The organism is Streptococcus sp. Marseille-Q6488 (genome assembly GCF_946902925.1).
Lineage (GTDB): Bacteria > Bacillota > Bacilli > Lactobacillales > Streptococcaceae > Streptococcus.
Genome location: NZ_CAMPPZ010000008.1, coordinates 248,845 through 271,275, shown reverse-complemented (window position 1 = coordinate 271,275; position 22,431 = coordinate 248,845). Strand labels below are relative to the sequence as shown.

11 protein-coding genes and 1 riboswitch are annotated in these 22,431 nt (G+C 43.2%); of the genes, 3 read left to right on the top strand and 8 right to left on the bottom strand.

All coding sequences use genetic code 11. The features are described 5' to 3' along the window. Together OVN23_RS04465 and OVN23_RS04460 are read right to left on the bottom strand one after the other, a co-directional pair. A partial coding sequence (locus OVN23_RS04465; RefSeq protein WP_267240671.1) for a YSIRK-type signal peptide-containing protein occupies positions 1 to 10,720 on the bottom strand: 10,720 nt, incomplete at its 3' end. A 301-nt stretch (positions 10,721 to 11,021) separates the two neighbouring features. Continuing rightward, positions 11,022 to 11,915, bottom strand: coding sequence for a Fic family protein (locus tag OVN23_RS04460; RefSeq protein ID WP_267240670.1), 894 nt, complete (start codon positions 11,913 to 11,915; stop codon positions 11,022 to 11,024). A 377-nt stretch (positions 11,916 to 12,292) separates the two neighbouring features. Between OVN23_RS04460 and OVN23_RS04455 the strand changes: the two genes are divergently transcribed. From OVN23_RS04455 to serS, 3 genes are all read left to right on the top strand, one after another. Further along, positions 12,293 to 13,657, top strand: a complete 1,365-nt coding sequence (locus tag OVN23_RS04455; RefSeq protein ID WP_173214212.1) for an aspartate kinase — start codon at positions 12,293 to 12,295, stop codon at positions 13,655 to 13,657. Positions 13,658 to 13,659: 2 nt separating this feature from the next. Continuing rightward, the gene (locus OVN23_RS04450) at positions 13,660 to 14,031 is read left to right on the top strand and encodes a DUF956 family protein (protein WP_000079357.1); all 372 of its coding nucleotides are present in this window, start codon (positions 13,660 to 13,662) and stop codon (positions 14,029 to 14,031) included. 213 nt (positions 14,032 to 14,244) lie between these two features. Continuing rightward, entirely contained in the window at positions 14,245 to 15,519 is a 1,275-nt protein-coding gene (gene serS / locus OVN23_RS04445) for a serine--tRNA ligase (RefSeq protein WP_173214209.1), read from the top strand. A 24-nt stretch (positions 15,520 to 15,543) separates the two neighbouring features. Here the strand turns inward: serS and OVN23_RS04440 are convergent, their stop codons facing one another. The 6 genes from OVN23_RS04440 to zapA form a co-directional block, all read right to left on the bottom strand. Further along, positions 15,544 to 16,443, bottom strand: coding sequence for a TDT family transporter (locus OVN23_RS04440; protein WP_267240669.1), 900 nt, complete (start codon positions 16,441 to 16,443; stop codon positions 15,544 to 15,546). 110 nt (positions 16,444 to 16,553) lie between these two features. Then, positions 16,554 to 17,102 carry a carboxymuconolactone decarboxylase family protein gene (locus tag OVN23_RS04435; RefSeq protein ID WP_000206765.1) on the bottom strand — a complete coding sequence of 183 codons (549 nt, stop codon included), beginning with the start codon at positions 17,100 to 17,102 and terminating at the stop codon, positions 16,554 to 16,556. A 322-nt stretch (positions 17,103 to 17,424) separates the two neighbouring features. Further along, positions 17,425 to 18,747 (bottom strand): alanine/glycine:cation symporter family protein, encoded by a 1,323-nt coding sequence (locus OVN23_RS04430; protein ID WP_267240668.1) that lies wholly within the window; start codon positions 18,745 to 18,747, stop codon positions 17,425 to 17,427. 90 nt (positions 18,748 to 18,837) lie between these two features. Beyond that, positions 18,838 to 18,926: riboswitch (glycine riboswitch) on the bottom strand. A 163-nt stretch (positions 18,927 to 19,089) separates the two neighbouring features. Then, positions 19,090 to 21,426 carry an endonuclease MutS2 gene (locus OVN23_RS04425; protein WP_173214203.1) on the bottom strand — a complete coding sequence of 779 codons (2,337 nt, stop codon included), beginning with the start codon at positions 21,424 to 21,426 and terminating at the stop codon, positions 19,090 to 19,092. A gap of 103 nt (positions 21,427 to 21,529) precedes the next feature. Next, entirely contained in the window at positions 21,530 to 22,078 is a 549-nt protein-coding gene (locus OVN23_RS04420; RefSeq protein WP_173233465.1) for a CvpA family protein, read from the bottom strand. Next, on the bottom strand, positions 22,075 to 22,377 hold the full coding sequence (zapA, locus tag OVN23_RS04415; RefSeq protein ID WP_000002019.1) for a cell division protein ZapA: 303 nt from the start codon (positions 22,375 to 22,377) through the stop codon (positions 22,075 to 22,077). The genes OVN23_RS04420 and zapA overlap by 4 nt, the downstream gene beginning before the upstream one ends. Positions 22,378 to 22,431: the final 54 nt, after the last annotated feature.

Genomic DNA, 22,431 nt, shown 5'->3' with positions numbered 1-22,431 from the left:
AACCATCTGTTGTAGGATAACTTGTTCCATCTTTCAGATTAACAGTCTGTTTGTGTTCAGCATTTACAGCGTCTAACAAATCATTATCTGTAACATTTTGTTTGTATGGTTTGACTAGTGTATTTGTAGTCACTGTATGCTCTGTCGGAGTGATACTTGCACTTGATGCCTGACTGGTTGTAGCGTCGCTTCCCTTCGTTGCGCTAACACTTACTGCTTGACCAGCTGTGTAGCTTGATGGTTTCAAGCGTAACGTACCGTTATCTAATAGACTCGCATCACCGCTTGTTACCGTCCAGCCTGTCGCTCCTTTGCTGAGCTCAACAGTTTGACTGCTTCCTTGCTTATCTGTATAAGTCAAGCTTGCTTTATCCGCATTGTCTGGTAAGCCGATTTCAACATCACCATTTTGCCATTGTTTAGTTGTGGCTGTTGTCGGTGTTGCTTCTTTAGCTTGGACTGTAACTTCTACATCTTCTGTAGAGTCATCGTCATAAGTGACGGTCACTCCCACAGTTTGACTGGTACCTGCAGCGACCGTTGGAAGAGCTGCTTTAGCTACCGCAGTTTTCTTATTGTCAGCTGTTACTGCTTGATCAATAGCCTCTGCTGTTGGCTGACTATCTGCTTCTACCGTAATGGTGCTAACAGTTGGCTTCGTATGACTTGGAACAGTTATAGTCGCTTCGCGTGCCGCGCTGACATCTGTGCCAGTTCCGGCTGTTGCTTGAGCTGTGATAGACTTACCACTGCTTGCTGTTCCTTGTTTAACAGTTGCCTTGCCAGCTTCAACTGTGATTGGGCTTCCTGCTGGTGCACTCCAGTTGCCATCTGCTCCCTTGGTAAGCTCTACTGTTTTCGTAACCGTATCGCTTTCTGGGTAGTTGATCACGACTTTATCCGCATCAGCTGGTAATGGAATCACAACATCCCCATTTTGTTTACTTTCTGGAGTAAAGGTTGATGGTTGAGCTGTCTTCACTTTGCCAGTGGATGGCTTACTTTCCATATCCTCAGCCTTAGCTTGTACCGTTACCTCAGTTCCGGCTGCCGCTGTCTTGGCTTTCAAGACTGGTTTGCCATCTGTTCCAACTTCAAAGCCTGTTGGTACTGTCCAGTTGTTATCTGTGCCCTTCGTAAGTGTCACTTTAGTTGGCGCTTGAGAACCTGCTGGTGTGTAGGTTACTTCAAGACTTGTCGCGTCACTTGGAGCTTCTATTTGGACGCCACTATCAATTTGTGGAGTCACAACTGGACTGTTCAGTAAGCCCACTGCCTTGTGGTCAGCTGCTTCTGATGAATCTGATAAAGCTGATTTTTGAGTAGCTGTTACGGTGCTGCCTGCCTTGGCGGTATTGGCCTGCATCACAATCTTGTTACCTGTTGTCACGACTGTGCCGATAGCGACATGATCTGTCTTCGTCCAATCCCCATTCGCTTGCTTCGCAAAGGTTAATTTACGAGCAACTCCAGCCGCATCCACATAGTCTACTTCCGCATGAGTTGCCTTGTCATCCAATTCAACTTCAATGCCGTAGTCTGCGTTTTGACTAATCGTTGGGGCTCCTAAGCGTGGTGCTTTGGCATCTGCACTGTCACTTGGCTGACTTGTAAAGTCTTTATTACCAATTGTCGTGATACCTTTGGCTGTGACGCCAGCGCCATCTTTCAACTTGTCCGCTGATACCGTAATCTTGCTGCCGTCTGGGCTAATCGTGATGCCGCTATCTGCTGGAGCTGTCCAGCTACCATCTTGGTTCTTCGTAACCGCTACGGTTGTTGGAGCGTCTTGTCCTTCTGGTGTGTAAGTCACTTCAACCTTCGTTGTTTCTTCTGGAACCGTTACATCAACTGTTCCGTCAGTATTTGGAGTCACGACTGGCTTGTCTGGGACAACGGTAATAGTCACCGGTGTTTCTACTTCCTTACCTCGAAGCTCAGCTGGTACATCATCGCCCTGACCATAAGTGGTCACAACGGTCTTCGTCACTTCTCCGACATGGTCGGTACTTGGTTTGTCTCCATTCTTCCATGCATGAGTCGTGCCATTAGGGAAACCTTCTGTGTTTGATGCTGGTTTTACATAGTCAGAAGCGTCTTCTGAAAGTGGGCTACCTTTATGCGCATCAATACTTGGAGTTGGGTTCTCTGCTAGAGCGTATACTTTTGGTGTCACGTATTGGGTCGTAACGTCTGATACCGCTACTCCATTACTTGGGTAAGTAACTTGGATACGTGGAAGAGCTTTGCCGACTTCTACCTTAGCTGGTTGGTTTTCCCAACTTAAGCCATTGTTGCCGTCTGCTGTCACATAGTCGCTCAAGTTATCATTAGTAATATCTTGACCATTGCTTCTCACGACAGCTTTGGCGATTGGTTGCGCTAAAGTAGTGAAGGTGAAGTTGACCTCTTGCTCCTTCGTCTGACCTGCTAGGCGCACTAGAAGGGTTTCTGTTCGAGTGCCTGCATCTGCCGTTTTTCTAGTCGCATCTTGGTTCTTCCAGCGACCTGTTGCGCCTGTGAAGTCCGTAGCTGCGTCTGAACGACGGAGTAACTTAGCCAGAGTTGTTTCATTCAAGTTATCCAACTCAGTAAGAGTGCCTGTTCCCTTCATGGTTTGGATGCTGCCTTTAGCACTTAGAGTGATGAAAGTTGAAGCTTTCGCAGCACTTGCATCTGATTCAACGCGTTCTGTTGCTTCGGTTGGTTTGTAAACGGCTTTGGCTGTGATGGTGGTTGATGTTGGGATGTCTTGGGTCATCGTTAGATCAACTGTCGTTAGATCACTGTAGCGAGTCGTACCAGCTTTCGGCACCTCTACAGAACCAATTTTCGTATCGCCATTGTAGAGCTCAACAGTGGTTCCTGGTGTCGCATTCGCAATACGGATGGTTTTTCTTGTACCGGCGCTTCCTGTCAAGTCAGTCATAATGCTTGGAGTCGCTGGTTTCGTCACAAAGGTGATTTCCTCTGTCTCTTCTGCCAGACTGTCCTCTTTCGGATTACCACCGTCTACTTGTGGGTAGTAAACTTTAACCTTGTTGGTCTTCTTACCAAGCCAGTCATCGTTGACTTTGCCCCAAGTACCTGAACCGTATGCCGCATTACCTGTTTCATCTGTCTGCCATGTGTACTCTGTACCTTGTGGAAGGTCTGGTCCATTTTCTGCTTTCTTCACATAAGCGCTAGCTTCTGTTGAGGCAAAGGTTGAATCAATTGTACGGACTACTTCTGTTGCCTTGGCTACTGCATGATAAGTTGGAAGGGCTACGTCTAAGGTTTCAACCGTCTTACCTGCCGCATTGTCTGATGGGTATTCTACCTCGATATGGCCGACATGGCTTGCGGAAGCTGTTGCGATAGCTGGTGCAGTGCCGCCTTGCCAACGGACGGTTACACCTGCTGGTTTAGCGACTGTTTGGTTGCCATCTTTGAAGACGACATACCTTTCTGCGTCACTTCCATGTGACAAGGTTCCTTGTTTATTGTTATAGCCGTTCGGACTAGCTAGAGCTACCGTTGGATAGACATGCACTGGAATCGTCACTTCTGTGCTACCTGATCCTGGAATGGTTACAGTCGCTTTGTAAGTCGCATCCCCTACACGGCTGTAGTCTGGAATGTTCTTCCATTCTACTGTTGAGCCTGGTGGAAGAGCTGTACCATCCTTGTATTGAAGACGATCTTTCAACTCGCCCGTTGGGTTTTCTCCCTTAATCAAGTGGTAGTCTTTGGCTTTTAGACCCTCTGTTACCTTCAAGCTTGTGCCGTAGTCTGATTCAACTCGTTCAGTCGCTACGGTTGGTTTGTAAATACTACGAACCGCGATCGGCATATCCTTAGACAAGCTCTTACCTGGTGCTAGGTTAATCGCTACTCCATCTTTGAGCGCAAAGTCGCCATCTTTTGGTACATCTGTGCGTCCCAATTCAATTGGGTTAGCTGGATTGGTCATGTCATAGAGGGCTACCGTGGTACCACTATTCACGCCATTCACTGTAACGCTGCCTGCATCTTTCTTACCGACTGCACTTACAAGACTTGGGGTGCTTGGTTTGACAACAACTTTAACTGTAACCTCTTGGCTAACTCTATCAACCTTATCTTTCTCAAAGATATTTGCAATGTAAGTACGTGTACCAATACTTGTCACATCTGGCGTTGTTTTCCACGTAGCGTCAAAATCACTTGGGAACGTCTGTTCAGCCCCTCTTTCAGTATAAGAAATTCCATCTTTCGGATTTGATTTCAATTGTTCAAGTTCTGCGCTACCTCTTACACCCGTAATTGTCTTCCCTGTAAAGTTACGGTCTTTTGCAACATATACAGAAGCTGCATCGCTCGTCGCATCAAAGACGGTTTGAGTCACCCTTACTGGTACAGTTGAAGAACCTGGTAGACTTGATTGCTCTGTTTGACGTAGATAGCGCCCCTCAGGCAATGCATAGCTCCACTGTCCGTTTACAGGAGTTACGTCTACTCGACCTTGTGTTCCTCGTCCATCTTGGAATTGAATAGTTACTTTGGTCGCATTCTGAAGAGCGGTTCCTGAAATTGTACGGTCAGCATCTGACAGCTTATTATCATGAGTAAACGTAACTGTCGGAACTTCTGGTTTGGCTACAACCGCATGAGAAATATCAATAGTAGAACCATCCGGGAAGTTAATCACAGCTACTTTCGCCTTATCGTCCGTAGTTCCTACTGTATATCTTGTCGATGCTGGAAGCACCGTGCCATTTAGCTCTTGGATTTTATCTTTAAAGCTTGTTTTGGCTGTTGGTGTAAAGTTACCATTCGTGATTGCTGCATCATTATAGGTGACTTTTTCTTCAGCTGTTGGGTACTTGACAGTGTCACGATAATAGTCCGCATGGCTCTGAATCACGACATTTCTTTCAAGAAGATTAGACTCTGCTCTTGCAGCATCTATCGTTGACAAAACAAGAGTATAGTTACCTGGAGCGATTCGACCATTTGCTTGAGCACTGACAGGAGTTCCTTCAATATTATTAGCAATATCTCGACCAGTGAATACACGAACACGAAGTCTTCCTCTGTTAGAAGCGGCATAACCTACAGTCAGTCCGTTATCATCTTCCACATCCTCTCCCTTGAACAAGTCTTTCAACTCATCTACAGTAGGCGATGGGATTTTTTGCCCGTTTTGTACTTCTTTGCCAGTTTCCCAAGAAACTGTCGGAATGGTATTAGTTGGTTCTTCAGATAAAATCCAATCTAGGTCAGAAACACGCCCAACTGAAACCGGTCCATTGATGTTTCCACCATTGTAGTAGTGAGCTCGGAACTTCACATTTCCTCTATCAGAACCAATAGTAAACGGTGAGCTATACAAAGCAGCATCTGTATCTTTGACCTGGAGGGTAACCTTAGTCATAGATGGATTATCCGGATCTGCTTCACTTACTAGTTCTAGTTTGTTCGCCTTATCTGCATCCGTAGATAGCGTCCATGTGTCGCCATCTTTCTTCAGACCGATATCCACTCCACCGCGAGCAGTTGTTCCTCCGATACGGATGTATCCAGAAGTTGTATCATGCGGAATGTGAACTGTAATCTTACGTCCTGCTTGGAGTGGTGTATCGATAATTGCACGTCCCATTACAACACCAACATTCGTTGCTTCAGACTCTACATTATTTTTCACTTGCACAAGACTCACTGGAGTAGCGGTGTATTTGGCATTAAAGCGTGAGCTTGTTTGTGTTAGGAACTCATCTGCTCCAAGCTTATAAGTCCAACTACCGTCTGCTTCAGGAATGATTTCTTTGATACTACCATTTTGTAAGGTCAATTTCACTTTTTCTGCACCTGGCATAGCCTGACCAGAAATGGTACGTGCAGTTGACAAGAGACCTGGTGTTACATTCGGACGACTCTCTAAATCATTCACCGTTGGTGCTGTTGGTTTAGAGATAACTGTTACATTCACAGTTTCACTTGACCCATCTTGGTAAGTCAAGGTAGTTGCAACAACTTTAGTCGTTCCTGCAACAATAGCGGTTTGTGGATTTTTAGCTACAACGGATTGTTTGGTTGCGACTGTTACACCTGTAGCTAATTGCTCATTTGTAGGTGTCGCACCCGCAGCGATAACAACGTTTTGGGTTGTTGGAGCTGTGTGTTCTGGGATGTTGTGATTTACGCTATTTGCTTGAGACTGAACATCATTTTTTCCTCTAGTAGAGGCTGTTGTGATAGCTGTATCTCTATTTACTTTTGTGTAGTCAAATGTAACCTTGCCATTTGCCAGGCTGACACCATCTGGTAAGTTTGTTTTAGATGTCCAATTCGTTCCTTCTTTAGTCAAGGTTACTGTGGTGCTGGTATTTTGTTTATTCTTATAAGTTAAGGTCACATCTTCTGCATCTGTTGGTAAGGTAACTTCTACATCTCCATTTTGACGTGTAGCACTAGTCGTTGCGCTCGGTTGTTCAAACTTGGCTTTACTTTCTACTGTAGTAGTTGTTCTATCGTTATTTGATGCGATGACTGAAACGGTTGTTCCGTCAGCCACCAAACCTTTTGGCAAGGTAAAGCGATTACCATTAGCAGTAATACCTGTCACATTTCCCCAACGTCCTTGGGTGTCCTTGCTATAGTGAAGTGTTTCAGTTGTATTATTTCGCTGGTTGCGGTAGGTCAAATCAAACTTGGTAGCCGTATCTGGTACAGTAATATCAACTGAACCATCTGCTTGGGCTACATTCGTCAAGCCTTCCAAGCGTCCTAAAACTTTATGAAAGGCATTCTCAGATGGTTTGGTTTGTCCTTCTCTTCTCTGATTGGCTACGACTTGCGAACCAATTTTAGCTACTCCATATGGGATACGAACTAGGGCTGTTCCATCGTCACTACTTGTAACAGAGACCTCTGGGGTCGCTTGCGCTTGATCCTTCTCCCAACTGTTTCCTTTTTTAGAAAGCATGAAAGTTCGGAAAGAGTTCCTTAAATCACTAAATAATACAGTTGCCTTATCCGCGTTTCCTTGTCCTACTTTTATGGTTACGCCCAAGTCTTCTGGGCTTTGGCTAATCTCTGGTTTGTTTGGATGTTGAACCGTTGGACCTGTCGGTACCTCTATCTTGCTTTCCTCACTGTATTCTGTATTGGCATCTACTTTTTGGCTAGCAAAAATTTCTGTTCCTCTCTTAGCTGTACCGTAAGGGATATGAACCGTTGCTGTTCCTGTATTTCCAGCATCTTCTGTTACGACGATAGTGGTATCTTGATTCGGATTGTCTTTTTCCCAACGACTATTGACCTTGCTAAAACCAACAGTCTTGTCAATTCCAGCTTCATCTGTATAGCGAACTTGCGCCTTATCCGCTTGTAAGTGACCGATAGAAGCTGTAATTTCATTCGTTCCCTTGTCTAGTTCTGGACTCTTGGTAAACTGAGGGTAAGTAGCTTCCAGAGTGTCATCACTCAAAGCAGAGACGTACTTATCGACAATTTGATTTGTATCAGTATTGACCATAGCCACAACCAGATGCAAGGGTTTCCTTTTCAATTGTTCCCGCTTGAAGTCCCCTGCTCTAGCAGATATAAATTCAGCAATTCCACCTTCTTTAACTATTGTCTCTGCTACAATATGATCTTTAAAGTCAACTGCTTTTTTACTACCAGAATCTGAATCGTCAACATTTCGACCACCATCTACTAAGAAAGCCTTCCATTTATGTTTATTGTCAATGCCACGAGCGTTACTAACATTGATTCCTTTAGCATGAATAACAATTGGTGGCTGTTCTGTTGCAAGAGGAACCAGAGCCTTACCCTTGAGCTTTTCTGGAGTGGCGACATAGTCTTCTGCTGGATTTTTGTCAAAGCTACCTGAGTTTGGCGGGAAATTTATATTCATTCGGTATTCTTTTACATTCCCTAAACTATCAGTAGCAGCGACGACGATAGAATAACCACCTGAGTTTCCTCCTGGAGATCTTAAGTTGACCCCTAGTGTCGTGTCGCCTTGTTGTCCATAATGTTCTTTAGTTTCTTCTTTTAGCCCACCCAAAACAGTGACATTCAAGCTCTTAAGCCCTTTTGGACTCTTAGCTCTAAATCCTATCAAAACGTCACTTCCGGCTGGTAGGTTAAAGTCCGTATTGTTATTTAAAGCAGGTTTATTCTTCCATCTTGTATCGTTTTGTCCGCCAATAGCACTAATACGCTCTATAACAATTCCCGATGCATCTTTTTCTGACGATCGGTCTGAATAGACACCCTCACGTTTTGTACCATTCTGTTCATACCAAGTGCCGTTAGCCTTTTGCTTGACGTAATAATTTGCATAGTCAACAGCGACATTGTTAAAAGTAACGGTTCCTCCTTGGTTCCCTGAAGAGATACTAGATACCAGGGTGTCGTTTTGTCCCTCACCGCCTTTTTTATAGAGTTCAACAGTCGTATTGCTATCCACATTGGATACTCTAATATTCGTAGTTGTCCCAGCCGCTGTGCTCAAGTTTGTATCAATAATTGGTTTCTTCGGTTTTGTTACAAAATGGATTTCTCCTTCATTAAAGGAATTGTCCTTATAGGAAACGCGATACCTGTAGGTATGAACCCCAGAGCTGGAAATAGCATCTTTTGTCAAATCAGATTTACTGATTTGTTGATCACCCTTATACCAGGTGATTGTTTGCTGCTGTTCTCCTAGCTGCACTGACAAATCATCCTTGTTTAAAACTTGATCTTGGTCATTAACGTACTCACTATATGAATATTCATCCAAGTCAAAGGCTTTATCTGTATCATTTGTATCATTGCCGGTCAATACTCCTTTGACTCCATTATCAAGAGGTTTATCCTTATATTTAGAGTATGAGTAAGCTGTATTGGCACCGTCTTTCTTAATCTCCTGACCAGTGCTATTCAATACCGTGCTGGTGTAATAGGCTGTGTTTTGCTCCACTTGATAGTAACCATTGCCCTTGAGGCGGAAGCGAGTCTTATCAGCAAAACCGCGTTCACCTTGCGTGCGAGCATGCAGCAACATAGCTAGATAGGTCTTACTACTACTACTACTACTACCTTTTACAGCAGAAAAGTAAACCAACTTGTCTAGGTCATTGTTTCCTCTAGTCTTAAAGGTGATTGTATAGCTGGTATTTCCAGCAATTTTTCCAGAGTAGACTGTCCCTCCTGACTGATTAACGATGTCTTTTTTAGAATCTCCAAGTCTGCGTTCTTCATCATTCTGAAGACCTGTTGCAGCGTTGCTATCATTTCTATTCCCTCGAGAGTGGAAGGAGTCGTTTCCTTGACCAGCTGTGTCTCCCCAAATTCTATCAAGTGAAGAAACGTCATAAGACCCATTTGGTCCAAACCTTCCCCCTTTACCTCTTGCATTTGTATTAGTAGGAGTCCCTTTCGTTACTTCTTTGGCATTAGTAGCTTTCAAAGAGGCTGTGACATAATCATCGTTTCCATCCCTAGGATCCGAACTTTTAGCTGTAGTCCCAACACCATCTACCTGTGTCACAGTGACGCTATTTGGAACAAGACTTTGTCCATTAGGCACAGAGAATAGGAAACTAATCCCATCTAAGTTTTGTCTCCCTTGGTTTACAGTAACTTTCCAGCTAAATCCATCTGCAGTCGATTTAACTTCTTCCTTTAAATAATCCTTGATACGAGAAACCTTATCCGGGTTTCCACGACCGATTAAGGCTCTCTCATTAAAGAAAGCGTAGGTGTAACGCGGAAGTCGGCTGTTTTCTGGATCCTGCCCTTTTTCGAAGTAGTAGCGATACTTATCGTTATAAGGGCTAGAACCAGTTGTTTTCGGCGGAACTGAGCGACTGGTTACAGAGCGAGGACTCCGTGGTTGGATAGTGGTTACTGGATTTTCCGAAGAAAACAGCTCATCTCTTATGTCATCCTCATCATCGCCAAGTGGAATAGGGTCATAGTCAGGCTGATTGTTTTTGAGCGTCCGCGGCTGGAGGAGGCTGGTGCTGCTTGTTTGGTTGGAAACAAAACCATCTGAAGTAGCTAGACCTGTAGATGTAAAACTCGCCTTTTCCAAGATTGCTGGAGTTTCTAGGCTAGGTGTCAAGGCTTGATTGACACGGCTCATAAGCTCAGCCATCAGCCTTGCTTGCTCATCAACCTGCGCTTGCGTCGCTTTTGGATCTTCCAAAACTGCCTTAGCTGCTGCTAGGCGCGCTTCCACTTCAGCATGGAGTTCCTGCATTGAGCTAAGCGTTAGTTTTGCCAACAAAGCTTGCAGATTGCTTTGGGTTGATTTGGCTGCCTCTGTATTAGCAGCAGCTGGCTCTTCTTGCTCTTTTTCTCCCTCTGCTTGAGGAGTTTCTTGAGCAGACTCTGGCTGGCTAGAGTTAGAGTCTACCTCAGCAGGTTCAGCTGCTGCTTGCCCTTGATTGGCTTCCTCAGCTGGCGCTTCTTTCGTTTTCACCTCATCAGGTGCTTTTATTTCAGCTGGCTGGTCAGTCAGAGCTTTCTTGGAGTCTTCCTCATCCGAGGATGCCGGATTTCCATCTGCATTGCCATCAGAACCTGCCGTAACGACATCACTTGTCGTAGCTGGAGTAATTGTCTCACTCGCCGCCACAGCCCCATTCGCAAAAAACATCAAGGCCGCAACAGCAACGCTGGCAGCACCAAAGTGATATTTACGAATGGAGTAACGGAAAATCTTTTCCCCGTTATCATCACGATATGATTTTCTCATTATCTTACCTCTCATTTTCCTTTCTGGAGGTACTAAAAAATACCCCCCCCTTAAATATTTTAGTATTTAAGGAAAGGATATGTTTTTTTCTTTTTGTTCCCAGGCTTGTCAAAAGACAAGTTTTGAGACAGTATTATTATATACTATTTTTACAAATTTGAACAGCAAAACGCTAACTTTTTGCTGGCGTTTGTTAAGGATTTTTTTCAGAAAGATACCGAGCAAGTCTAGTCTATAGATCAGATTATCTTAAAAGAGCTCTATTGACAAAAATTTGAAGTTCTACGGAATTCTTTTATTCTCATTTATCTAAAATAGATAAATATAAATCTAGTTTCTGATTCAAATATAGAGCAAACATATCTGCCATGGCTGATAAATCATCCCTTAAATGATAGTGGTCAAAAGCTTCATAATATTTTAATCTATCAGTAAATTTTATATCAATAGGTGGATAACCTGCTTTCATCAGTTCCAAATTAACCAATAACCTCCCTGTTCTTCCATTTCCATCAATGAAGGGATGAATAGATTCAAACTCAATATGAAAACGGGCAAGTTTAGTAACCATATCTTCTTTGCTATTTTCGTATCGTTCCAGTAACTCTTCCATCTTAGGAACAATTAAATAGGGTTGCACAGGTTCATGAGCTGCCCCCATGATTCGAACCGGAACTCTTCGATACACACCCCTATCTTCTTTCTTGTCTGCCAAAACCAAATAGTGAATATCTTTTATAATCTTTTCAGAAATTGGAGCATCTTCACTAACAAGTTGCCTTACATAATCAAAAGCATCTTTATGCCCAATGACCTCCAAATGCTCTTTTAAGGATTTCCGGTCAATTGTAAGTCCTCTAAGAACCATATCTGTTTCGCGTAAAGTCAGTGTATTCCCTTCAATAGCATTAGAATTGTATGTATATTCTACTAAAAATTCTTCATTTAATCTTTCTACTTCCCCTTCAGTTAAAGGACGTCGTTTTTTTAGACTTTCTAATTTATCTTCCAAGACTAGAGTGAGTGATTCTTTAGTCTTATATCTCCCATCTGTCGGCTTTACTGCGTCACATGGGATTTTCCAAGTTCTTCCCTCTTGATATGCACCGTGAATCTTCCCTTCTGAGCACAAAATTCTTACTCTTCTGTCAGATATTCCCCGCTTTTCAGCGGTTTCTTTCACTGTAATATACATCTTTTATCCCTCCGTTCTGTCACATTATATCACCTTGTCGGAACAATAGCAAGGAAGTCGGAACAACATCTATCACTTATCGGAACAATAGTATTTTCCACTATAACTATGGGATATAATATATCGAAGGTAAATGTGAACAAAGTAATTAGGGAATTTAAACTAGTTTATGACAATATTTGAGAAATTATATGGTAGTATTACAGACTCAATCTCCTCGATACATTACACACTAAAATAATATAGTAGATTAAAATAATGATGTATAGACACTAATTCCGAGCAGTTTAAACACCCAAACAAGATAGCATTTTCTTCATTGAAAAAAGCCTTTCTTTCTGCTATAATCGTATAAAATACTTACTTTAGGAGTTCTTATGAAGGTTGTTAAATTTGGAGGTAGCTCTCTTGCCTCTGCTAGTCAATTAGAAAAAGTTTTAAACATCGTAAAAAGCGATCCAGAGCGTCGTTTTGTAGTTGTTTCTGCACCTGGTAAACGCAATGCTGAGGATACTAAGGTTACGGATGCCTTGATTAAATACTACCGCGACTATGTTGCTGGTAACGATATTAGCAAGAGCCAAAACTGGATTATCGACCGCTATGCTGCTATGGTTAGTGAACTAGGTCTTAAACCAGCTGTGCTAGAAAAAATTTCTAAAAGCATTCGTGCCTTGGCTACTCTTCCTATTGAAGAAAATGAATTTCTCTATGATACCTTCCTAGCAGCCGGTGAAAACAACAATGCTAAATTGATTGCAGCCTACTTTAACCAAAACGGGATTGATGCACGCTATGTGCACCCTAGAGAAGCTGGTATTGTGGTAACAAGTGAACCTGGTCACGCTCGCATCATTCCATCAAGTTATGACAAGATTGAAGAATTGACAAATACAAATGAAGTTCTTGTCATTCCTGGTTTCTTTGGAGTTACCAAGGACAATCAAATCTGTACCTTCTCACGTGGAGGCTCAGACATTACAGGTTCTATCATTGCTGCTGGTGTCAAAGCTGACCTTTATGAAAACTTTACGGACGTTGATGGTATCTTTGCGGCTCACCCAGGTATTATCCACCAACCACACTCGATTCCTGAGTTAACCTACCGTGAAATGCGTGAGTTGGCCTATGCAGGCTTCTCAGTCCTTCATGACGAAGCTCTTCTTCCTGCCTACCGTGGAAAAATCCCTCTGGTTATCAAGAATACCAATAATCCTGACCATCCAGGTACTCGTATCGTTCTAAAACATAGTAGTGATGAATTTCCAGTTGTGGGAATTGCTGGTGACTCAGGCTTTGTTAGCATTAACATGTCGAAATACCTCATGAACCGCGAGGTTGGATTTGGTCGTAAGGTTCTGCAAATCCTTGAAGATCTTAACATCGGTTGGGAACATATGCCAACAGGTATCGACGATCTTTCAATCATCCTCCGTTCTCGCGAACTAACTCCTATCAAGGAAGAAGAAATCCTGCGTCAGTTGGTTCAAAAGGCTGAAGTAGACCATGCAGAAATCGAACACGACCTTTCAATCATTATGATTGTTGGAGAAAAAATGAAGAGTCATATCGGTGTCACCGCTACTGCGACACGCGCTTTATCTGAAAACAAGATCAACATCCAGATGATGTCTCAAGGTTCTAGTGAAGTTTCTATCATGTTCGTTGTCAATAAAGACCAAGAGAAAGCAGCAATCAAAGCCCTCTACAATGCCTTTTTCGGTGAAAGTAAGGAAGACTAACCATGGCCCAATCTCTTAACAAAACAGTGCTTCTCAGCACGACAGGCACTTCCTACCTCTCTATCGCTGGGAAAGTTGGGAAATTCCTGGTCGGAGATCAGGCCTTAGAATTTTACCCCGATGTCAATGTCGAACAATTTATCCAGATTCCTTGGAGCCATATCAACCAGATTGGAGCCAATGTCACTGGGAGGAAAATCAGTCGCCACTTCGAAGTCTTTACAGACAAAGGAAAATTCCTCTTTGCTTCAAAAGACTCAGGTGCTATTCTCAAAATTGCTCGTGAAAAACTGGGTAATGACAAGGTCGTCAAACTTCCGACCCTGATTCAGACAATTGGTCAAAAATTTAAAAATCTATTTGCAAAAAAGTAGAAACTTTAGTATAATCATAGCAACGGATAAGTAGGTTATCTTCTTCTTTCAGAAAGTCTGCGGGTGCTGCGAGCAGATAGGAGGGATAGGTGAAATTCTACCGTTAGTAACAATTACATACACAATCAAGTGCACACCTGTGAAGTTGGATGGAACCGTGGCCCTGCCACTCCAACGCTTTGTCAGGTGTGCTTTTTTCATAAAGGAGTTCTTATGTTAGATATCAAACGTATTCGTACAGACTTTGATGCTGTCGCAGAAAAATTGGCTACACGTGGCGTAGATGCTGCTATCTTAAACGAGATGAAAGAAATCGATGCTAAACGTCGTGATATTTTGGTCAAGGTTGAAACTCTCAAAGCAGAACGCAACACAGTTTCTGCTGAGATTGCCCAAGCTAAGCGCAACAAGGAAAATGCAGATGACAAGATTGCTGCCATGCAAACTCTATCTGCTGAAGTCAAAGCCTTGGATGCTGAATTGGCAGAAATCGATGCTAAATTAACAGAATTTACAACGACTCTTCCTAACATCCCAGCTGACAGTGTTCCTGTTGGGGCTGATGAAGATGACAATGTGGAAGTTCGCCGTTGGGGCACTCCACGCGAGTTCGACTTCGAGCCAAAAGCTCACTGGGATCTTGGTGAAGACCTTGGTATCCTTGACTGGGAACGCGGTGGTAAGGTAACAGGCGCTCGTTTCCTCTTCTATAAAGGTCTCGGTGCTCGTTTGGAACGTGCTATCTACAACTTTATGTTGGATGAACATGGAAAAGAAGGCTATACAGAAGTCATCACGCCTTACATGGTTAACCATGATTCTATGTTTGGGACTGGTCAATATCCAAAATTCAAGGAAGACACTTTTGAACTCAGCGATACCAACTTTGTCTTGATTCCAACTGCTGAAGTTCCTCTGACAAACTACTACCGTGATGAAATCCTGGACGGTAAAGACCTGCCAATCTACTTCACTGCTATGAGTCCATCATTCCGTTCTGAGGCTGGTTCAGCTGGTCGTGATACGCGTGGCTTGATCCGTTTGCACCAATTCCACAAGGTTGAAATGGTCAAATTTGCCAAACCAGAAGAGTCATATGAGGAATTGGAAAAAATGACAGCCAACGCTGAAAACATTCTTCAAAAACTCAACCTTCCATACCGTGTCGTTGCGCTCTCTACTGGAGATATGGGCTTCTCAGCTGCTAAGACTTACGACTTGGAAGTGTGGATTCCAGCCCAAAATACCTACCGTGAGATCTCAAGCTGTTCAAACACAGAAGACTTCCAAGCCCGTCGTGCCCAAATCCGTTACCGTGATGAAGCAGATGGCAAGGTGAAATTGCTCCATACCTTGAACGGTTCTGGACTTGCAGTTGGACGTACAGTGGCTGCTATTCTTGAAAACTACCAAAATGAAGATGGTTCTGTAACCATTCCAGAAGCACTTCGTCCATACATGGGTGGAGCTGAAGTCATCAAACCATAAAAAATAAGGTTTAGCTATTTCTAGCTAGACCTTTTTTCGTAACCAAATCAGATAAGCGCCTAATACAAAGAGCAAAATGATTAGGCAAATAACAGTTTCAGCCAGTACCAGATAATCCAGAAATGGAAGTTTCAAGATTCCCTGAGCCATCTTGAGCGAAGTAGCTGTGATAATGGTTGGGAAGGTGAGGGCTGAAAAGGCTGGTTGAAAGCCTTGTTTTAAAATGTTGGGCAGGCGAGTCAAAACAAAGAAAAAGAAGGATTGGGAAGCCAAAAGCATGAAAATCAAGACCCAAGTCGGTAGGCTAGCTCCTCCAACTCGAACCAGAGAAGCCAAGAGTAGAGAGAAAGGAGCACAGTAGATTCCTTCTTGCCCAAGCAAGGCTAGTGGGAGTGGATGTTTCTTTAAATCGCTATAAATAAGGGGATAGAGATAGAAGGTAAGAAGAAAACCAAAACTCAAGGTCGCATAGGCAATCTCGATAATGCCTACCAGAGGATAGGTCAAGGCTGCTACTGCTATCCCTACATAGAGAACAGTCCAGCTTGGAGTCGCATTGACTCTCTTACCTGGACAGGCAAACTTGATGGTGAAACCAGCAATCAAGACCAAATCCAAGAGAAATGAAAACCACCAGATCACTTGTGCTACCAAAGGAAGATGAGGGAAGACGCGAAAGACATAGGTCGATAAAATCATCCCAGCCATGGGAAAGGTGGCCATTCCTGATAAAAGAGGGGGCTTGGTCAATTCTTGCTTAGTTTCCTTCCAATTAAAGAGATGCAGAAGCAGAAAGTAAATCCACAAAATCAAACCTGTCAGACTAAAAAGATGGGACAGAACCGACAACGTATCTAAAACGAGATTCCCAGCTCCTGCTAAACCTAGCAAACAACCAGAAAATACTAAGGGGAGTTTTTTCATCCTAACCTCCAATAATCATGTTAGTTTCAGTATAGCATAAAAGCGCTTAAATGAGGGGATAAAAAATGAAGTCCGATTATTTTAGACTTCATTTTTTACTCAGATATAAATTAAGCATAAGGTTGCAATTCTGGGTTAATTGGGGTATTGGCTAGATTGTTGGCATAGTTACAAAGGCTTGCTAGGCTGACACCAAGAACCACATCCAAGGCATTTTGTTGAGTGTAACCAGCTTCTAAAAACTCAGACAAGGCTTCATCTCCTACACGACCCTTGGTATTGATAACTGCCAAGGTAAACTTAGCTAGGGTATCCAATTTAGGATCTGTTTCAATTGGAGTACGATTGCGAAGAGCTTGAATCAAGTCATCATTCATCTGGATTTGTTTGATGGAAAAGGCTGTGTGACCTGCGACACAGAAGGCACAACCATTGGTCACAGCTGCCGTGATTTGCACCACTTCACGCTCAACGGGTGTCAGGCTGTTGCGGCGGTTGATAGATGCAACAGTTCGGTAGGCTTCTAAAGCAGTCGGGGCATTGGCCAAGAGACCGATTAGGTTGGGAATATAGCCATTGTTGTCTTTTTCTACTGTTTCAAGAACTTCTTTCACTTCCGCTGGTGCTGATTCGACTGTATGAATTGTAAATGTTGTCATAAGATACCTCTTTTCTTGTTATTGACACTAATATTATTGGAAAATCTTATAAAATCCTGATTCCTAAGTTTATTTAAGATAAAGCTTTATTCTCTCATAAGATTTTCGTTGTATATTATACTCTTCGAAAATCAAATTCAAACCGCGTCAGCGTCGCCTTACCGTACTCAAGTACAGCTTGCGGCTAGCTTCCTAGTTTGCTCTTTGATTTTCATTGAGTATTAGTTTATCACACTTTCAATCATTTGCATAATATATATTATATATCAGCTTGATAAAAATCATTTATAGGCAAAAAAATCACACGCCATGTGTGATTTCATTATTTGTCAAAATATTTTTTAGTCTCAGCAATAACGACTGGCGACAAGACTAAGAGGGCAATCAAGTTTGGCAGAGCCATCAAGGCATTGACAATATCTGCGATAATCCAAACCATATCCAACTCGATAAATCCTCCTAGCAAGACCATGAGCACAAAAACCACACGGTAGAGCCAGATAAAGCGAACCCCAAAGAGGAACTCGAAACAACGTTCTCCGTAATAGTTCCAACCTAGAATCGTCGTGAAGGCAAAAAGTACAAGGAAGATGGTCAAAAGGGCAGGTCCAAAGTGTGAAAAGACTGTTGAGAAGGCTGACTGAGTCAAGGCAACCCCATTTAAATCACCACTCCAAACCCCAGTTACCAAGATAGTCAAACCAGTCAGAGTACAGATAATGAGGGTATCAATAAAGGTTCCTGTCATGGAAATCAAACCTTGCTCTACTGGTTCATTTGTCTTAGCTGCAGCAGCTGCAATGGGAGCAGAACCCAGACCAGATTCGTTTGAGAACACACCACGCGCAACACCATTTTGAATAGCCATCCGAATGCTAGCACCGGCAAATCCACCTACCGCAGCAACTGGACTAAAAGCCGATGTCAAGATTAAAGCGATTGTGGCAGGGATTTTTTCGATATTAAAGAAAATAACTGTAAGAGTTCCCAAAATATAAATGATAGCCATAAAAGGAACAACAGTAGTTGAAACCTTTGAAATGGACTTGAGTCCGCCAAAGACTGCAATCGCTACAAAAACAGACAAAACGAGAGCTGTGATGGCTGGTGAAATCATCGTTGTATTTTGGATAGATTCTGTAATCGAGTTGACTTGGGTGAAGGTTCCGATTCCCAAGAGAGCAACCAATACTCCTGCTACTGCAAACAAAACAGCAAGTGGTCGCCACTTTTCTCCCATCCCTAGAAGGATATAGTGCATGGGACCTCCCGCTACTGCACCATGGTCGTCCTTGGTGCGGTATTTGATGGCCAAGAGTCCTTCCGCATACTTGGTAGCCATTCCAAAGAAAGCCGCCATCCACATCCAAAATAGAGCTCCTGGTCCACCAACCTTGATAGCCGTCGCAACTCCTATGATATTTCCTGTTCCAACAGTTGATGCCAAGGCTGTACACAGAGCTGCAAAACTGGATACATCACCGTGTCCCTTGTCCTTGATAAAAATAAGCTGGAAGGCCTTGGGCAGACGCAAAACCTGCAAGAGTCCTAGCCGAATAGTTAGGTAAAGCCCTGTTCCGACCAATAAAATCAAGAGGGGCGGTCCCCAAGCAAAAGCATCGATTGATTTAAGCAATTCTAACATTTCCTTCTCCTATCGTTTCAACCCCAAAAGAAAGAGCACATGCAAGATACATGTACTCTGGAATGCTTAGATAAATGCTAAAAAGCGGTCTATCCTAGCTCTGTCCTTTTACCTGAGAGTTTGAGCAGTTGCCTGCCTTGCCCCTTCGGTGCCTTTACGGTCTCTCCAGAGTTCCGTCCATTTACAGTCATGGAAAATCAAACGATTCCCCACTTCTATTAAACTTCATTCGGTGTTGGTATTTAATTGATTCTTATTTTACAAAAAATGTTGGCTTTTGTCAATGTGTTTATTAGTAAAACTTAATTCAACAGTTTTTACTGTATAAAGCTCGGAATACTTCTATCCTTTAAATGTCACAATAGTCGCACCACTGCCTCCAGCATTTTGTGGGGCATAGCCGAAACTCTTGACATGTTTGTTTCTTTGTAGGTATTTAGTAACACCTTCACGAATGACACCTGTTCCGATACCATGGATTATATCAACTTGAGCCATATTATTGAGCAGGGCTTGGTCGATAAAGGCATCTAGCTCATTCATGGCTTCTTCATAGCGCTTGCCTCGAAGGTCCAGTCTGGCTTGTGGGCCACGACCAGAAGTTCGTTTCACGACATTGACCTGTTTCTTCTTGACTTGCTTTTCTTGCTGGGCTTGAACAAGGTCAAACTCTTTCTCTTCCAAGGTCATCTTAATCAAGCCAACTTGGGCTTCCCAGCGACCGTCCTTAAGTTGACTGGTCAAGGTACCACGCTGTCCATAACTGAGAACAACGATATCATCTCCCACCTTTGGAGCTCGTTTTTTCTTGGCCTTTTGAAGAACCTTATTTTTAGATAAGTCTACTTTTTCAGGAGCTAATTTTTTCAGCTTGGCCTTGGCTTCAATGATTTCGTGGGGCTTGAGTTGAGATTTACTGTGGAGATTTTTAAGAATCTGGTCACTTTCACTCAGAGCCATGTCCACAATCTCAGCAGCCTGTTCACGCGCCTTATTAAGCTCGGTTTCCTTTTCACGATTGAGCTCGTTATAGAGTTTTTTGAGAGCGCGGTTCATCTTGAGATTTTCTTGCTCCACCTCACGGATATTGTCCAAGCGTTTGCGGCTTTCCAGCGTCTGCTCTTCCAGTTGCTCAATGATACGATTGACATCATTGTCCTGATCGACCTGCTGACTGGCATCCCCTACGATAACTTCAGATAGTCCTAAACGTTTAGCAATTTCAAAAGCATTGCTTCGGCCAGGAACACCCTGCATAAAGCGATAGGTCGGACGAAGAGTCGCAGTATCAAACTCCATGCTGGCATTTTGCACAAAGGCTGTCTCGATACCATAGGCCTTGAGTTCCGGATAGTGGGTAGTCGCCATAGTCTTGACTTGACGCAGGCGAAGGTCTTCCAGAATGGCCATGGCAAGGGCAGCTCCCTCTTGGGGATCTGTACCAGCCCCCAACTCATCCAAGAGCAATAGTGAATGTTGGTTGACCTTGCCAAGAATATCCACAATATTGGTCATGTGGCTAGAGAAGGTAGACAAGCTCTGCTCAATAGACTGCTCATCGCCAATATCGGCAAAGATTTCTTCAAAAATACCAACACGACTTCCCTTATCTGCTAAAATCGGCAAACCTGACTGAGCCATAACCTGTGTCAAGCCCAGAGTTTTAAGCATGATGGTCTTACCACCTGTATTGGGTCCTGTAATGACAATGGCTGTTAAATCTTGGCCAAAATGGACATCATTTGCGACAGCATTTTTAACCAAAGGATGGCAGACATGGAGCAGTTGAATCTCTTGATTTTCTGACAGCTGAGGAACGACCGCTTGTCTTTCTTGGATAAAGCGGACCTTGGCACGAATCAAGTCCAGATGACCGATAATCCAAGCATCATTGGCAATCTCAGCCGCATGAGGGCGGACACGCTCCGAAATTTCTTGGAGAATGCGAAGCATTTCATAGCGCTCATCTGCTCGCAGACTAGCAATTTCTTCGCTCAGTTTGACCACCTCACGAGGTTCGATATAGACGGTATTTCCGCTGGCAGAAATATCATGAACGACACCTGCAATCTTATTGCGGTAGGTGTTTTTGACAGGTAGAACCTGACGGCCATTTCTGCTGGCAACAATTCCTTCTGTCAACATCTGCGCTTTTTGCTTGAGCAAGTCTTGTAAAACATCGCGTACCTGACTCTCGCTATCATGGATTTTTCGACGGATGCGCGCCAATTCTTCACTGGCAAAATTTTCAATGAAACCTGCATCATTAAAGGCTTGGAGATTTCCTTGTAATTGCGGAAAATCGTGTAATTTCTCAAACCAAAGGGCTAACTCTTCCAAACTGACATTTTCCAGATTGGCATAAAAACTTTGCAGTTCTCTGCTAGAAAGAAGCACGCGCTTCAAGAGGAGGAACTCCTCGATATTGAGGTCTGCTCCCATCTCCAACCGCTTGCAGACTCCTGCAATTTCCTTAGTTGCGAGAATAGTAAAATGCGGTTGCTCTACGAAAAGAGCCTGCATCTCCTTCATCTCAGCAAAAGCCTGTTTGATTTTATCTGCTTTAGCAGTCGGAGCCAGCTGTCTCAATTGCTCCAAGCCCTGCTCGGTCAACAAATGGGGTTCAAACAAGGCCTTGACCTTATTGAACTCTAATGTTTCTAATATTTTCTTATTCATCTTTATTTCCTTGTCTTTGAATGTCTAGGTGTGGTAGCTTTTTATATTCTGATAGATTCGAGTCAAATCTGTAAACAAAGGGCTAGGAAAACTCCTGCCCTTTTTATCCGATTAAATTTGTCACCCAGATTTGTTTGAGCCAACTAGTTGTTACCGGTATGCTCTGGATGATGTGTTTTGCGACGATACTCTTTTCAAGAGGATTTTGTATAGCTGCCATGGGGATGGTCGCCAAGATGGTCAAAGCCATTTGCAAGACAAATAAGGTCACCAACATGGACAAGATACCTGCTGAAACTTGGAACAACTTACCACCCAGTTTTTTACTAGGAATCAAGTGTAAGAGGAGACCAAGCAAACGACCTATGCTATAGACAACCCCGAAAACCAACAAGTAGCCGATCCCTGCGTAAAAGACCTTATCCAACTGAAAGAGTTGATCCGATGGGAAAAAGAAAGTTCCCTGACCTTCCTGCGGATTTGCATAAGGGAGTAATAAATGGAATTGTTCTCCAAGCCCCTTGTAAAACTGGCCAGCCACAAAAGCCGATGCCAGGGCTGAAATCAGGTAATAAATCTGTAAGAGCAGACCTCTCCGATAGCCGATATAAAATCCCCAAGCCAAGACCAATAGAAGAAGGAGTGAAATCATAAGGAATCCTCAATCTTGCTCTGTTCTTGCTTGCAAGTCACAAGCTTGTGACGGAGTTCTTCTAATTCTTGCTCCTTATCATCAAATTCAATCTCACGGCTGAGCTGAGTTGATAAACAGTTGACTGCCAACAAAAGAGCGATTGTTTCATCATCTGCGCTAGGCATTTGTTCTTTAATTGCTTGGTATTTTTCTGTCGCAACCTTGGCGATTTCCTCCATAAAAAGGTTATCATGTTCGCTTGTCAAGGTTAATGATTTTTTCCCGAATGTAAATTTGAATCGATTTAGATTTGCCATAAAATTCACCTCACGATATTATACCAAAATTCGCTAATTTTGTCAGTTTTTACA

Bases quoted from the DNA above. Each gene is read 5' to 3' on its own strand.
- OVN23_RS04435 (WP_000206765.1), bottom strand. From the start codon at position 17,102: ATGACAACATTTACAATTCATACAGTCGAATCAGCACCAGCGGAAGTG.
- OVN23_RS04455 (WP_173214212.1), top strand. From the start codon at position 12,293: ATGAAGGTTGTTAAATTTGGAGGTAGCTCTCTTGCCTCTGCTAGTCAA.
- OVN23_RS04430 (WP_267240668.1), bottom strand. From the start codon at position 18,747: ATGTTAGAATTGCTTAAATCAATCGATGCTTTTGCTTGGGGACCGCCC.
- OVN23_RS04450 (WP_000079357.1), top strand. From the start codon at position 13,660: ATGGCCCAATCTCTTAACAAAACAGTGCTTCTCAGCACGACAGGCACT.
- OVN23_RS04425 (WP_173214203.1), bottom strand. From the start codon at position 21,426: ATGAATAAGAAAATATTAGAAACATTAGAGTTCAATAAGGTCAAGGCC.
- OVN23_RS04460 (WP_267240670.1), bottom strand. From the start codon at position 11,915: ATGTATATTACAGTGAAAGAAACCGCTGAAAAGCGGGGAATATCTGAC.
- serS (WP_173214209.1), top strand. From the start codon at position 14,245: ATGTTAGATATCAAACGTATTCGTACAGACTTTGATGCTGTCGCAGAA.
- zapA (WP_000002019.1), bottom strand. From the start codon at position 22,377: ATGGCAAATCTAAATCGATTCAAATTTACATTCGGGAAAAAATCATTA.
- OVN23_RS04440 (WP_267240669.1), bottom strand. From the start codon at position 16,443: ATGAAAAAACTCCCCTTAGTATTTTCTGGTTGTTTGCTAGGTTTAGCA.
- OVN23_RS04420 (WP_173233465.1), bottom strand. From the start codon at position 22,078: ATGATTTCACTCCTTCTTCTATTGGTCTTGGCTTGGGGATTTTATATC.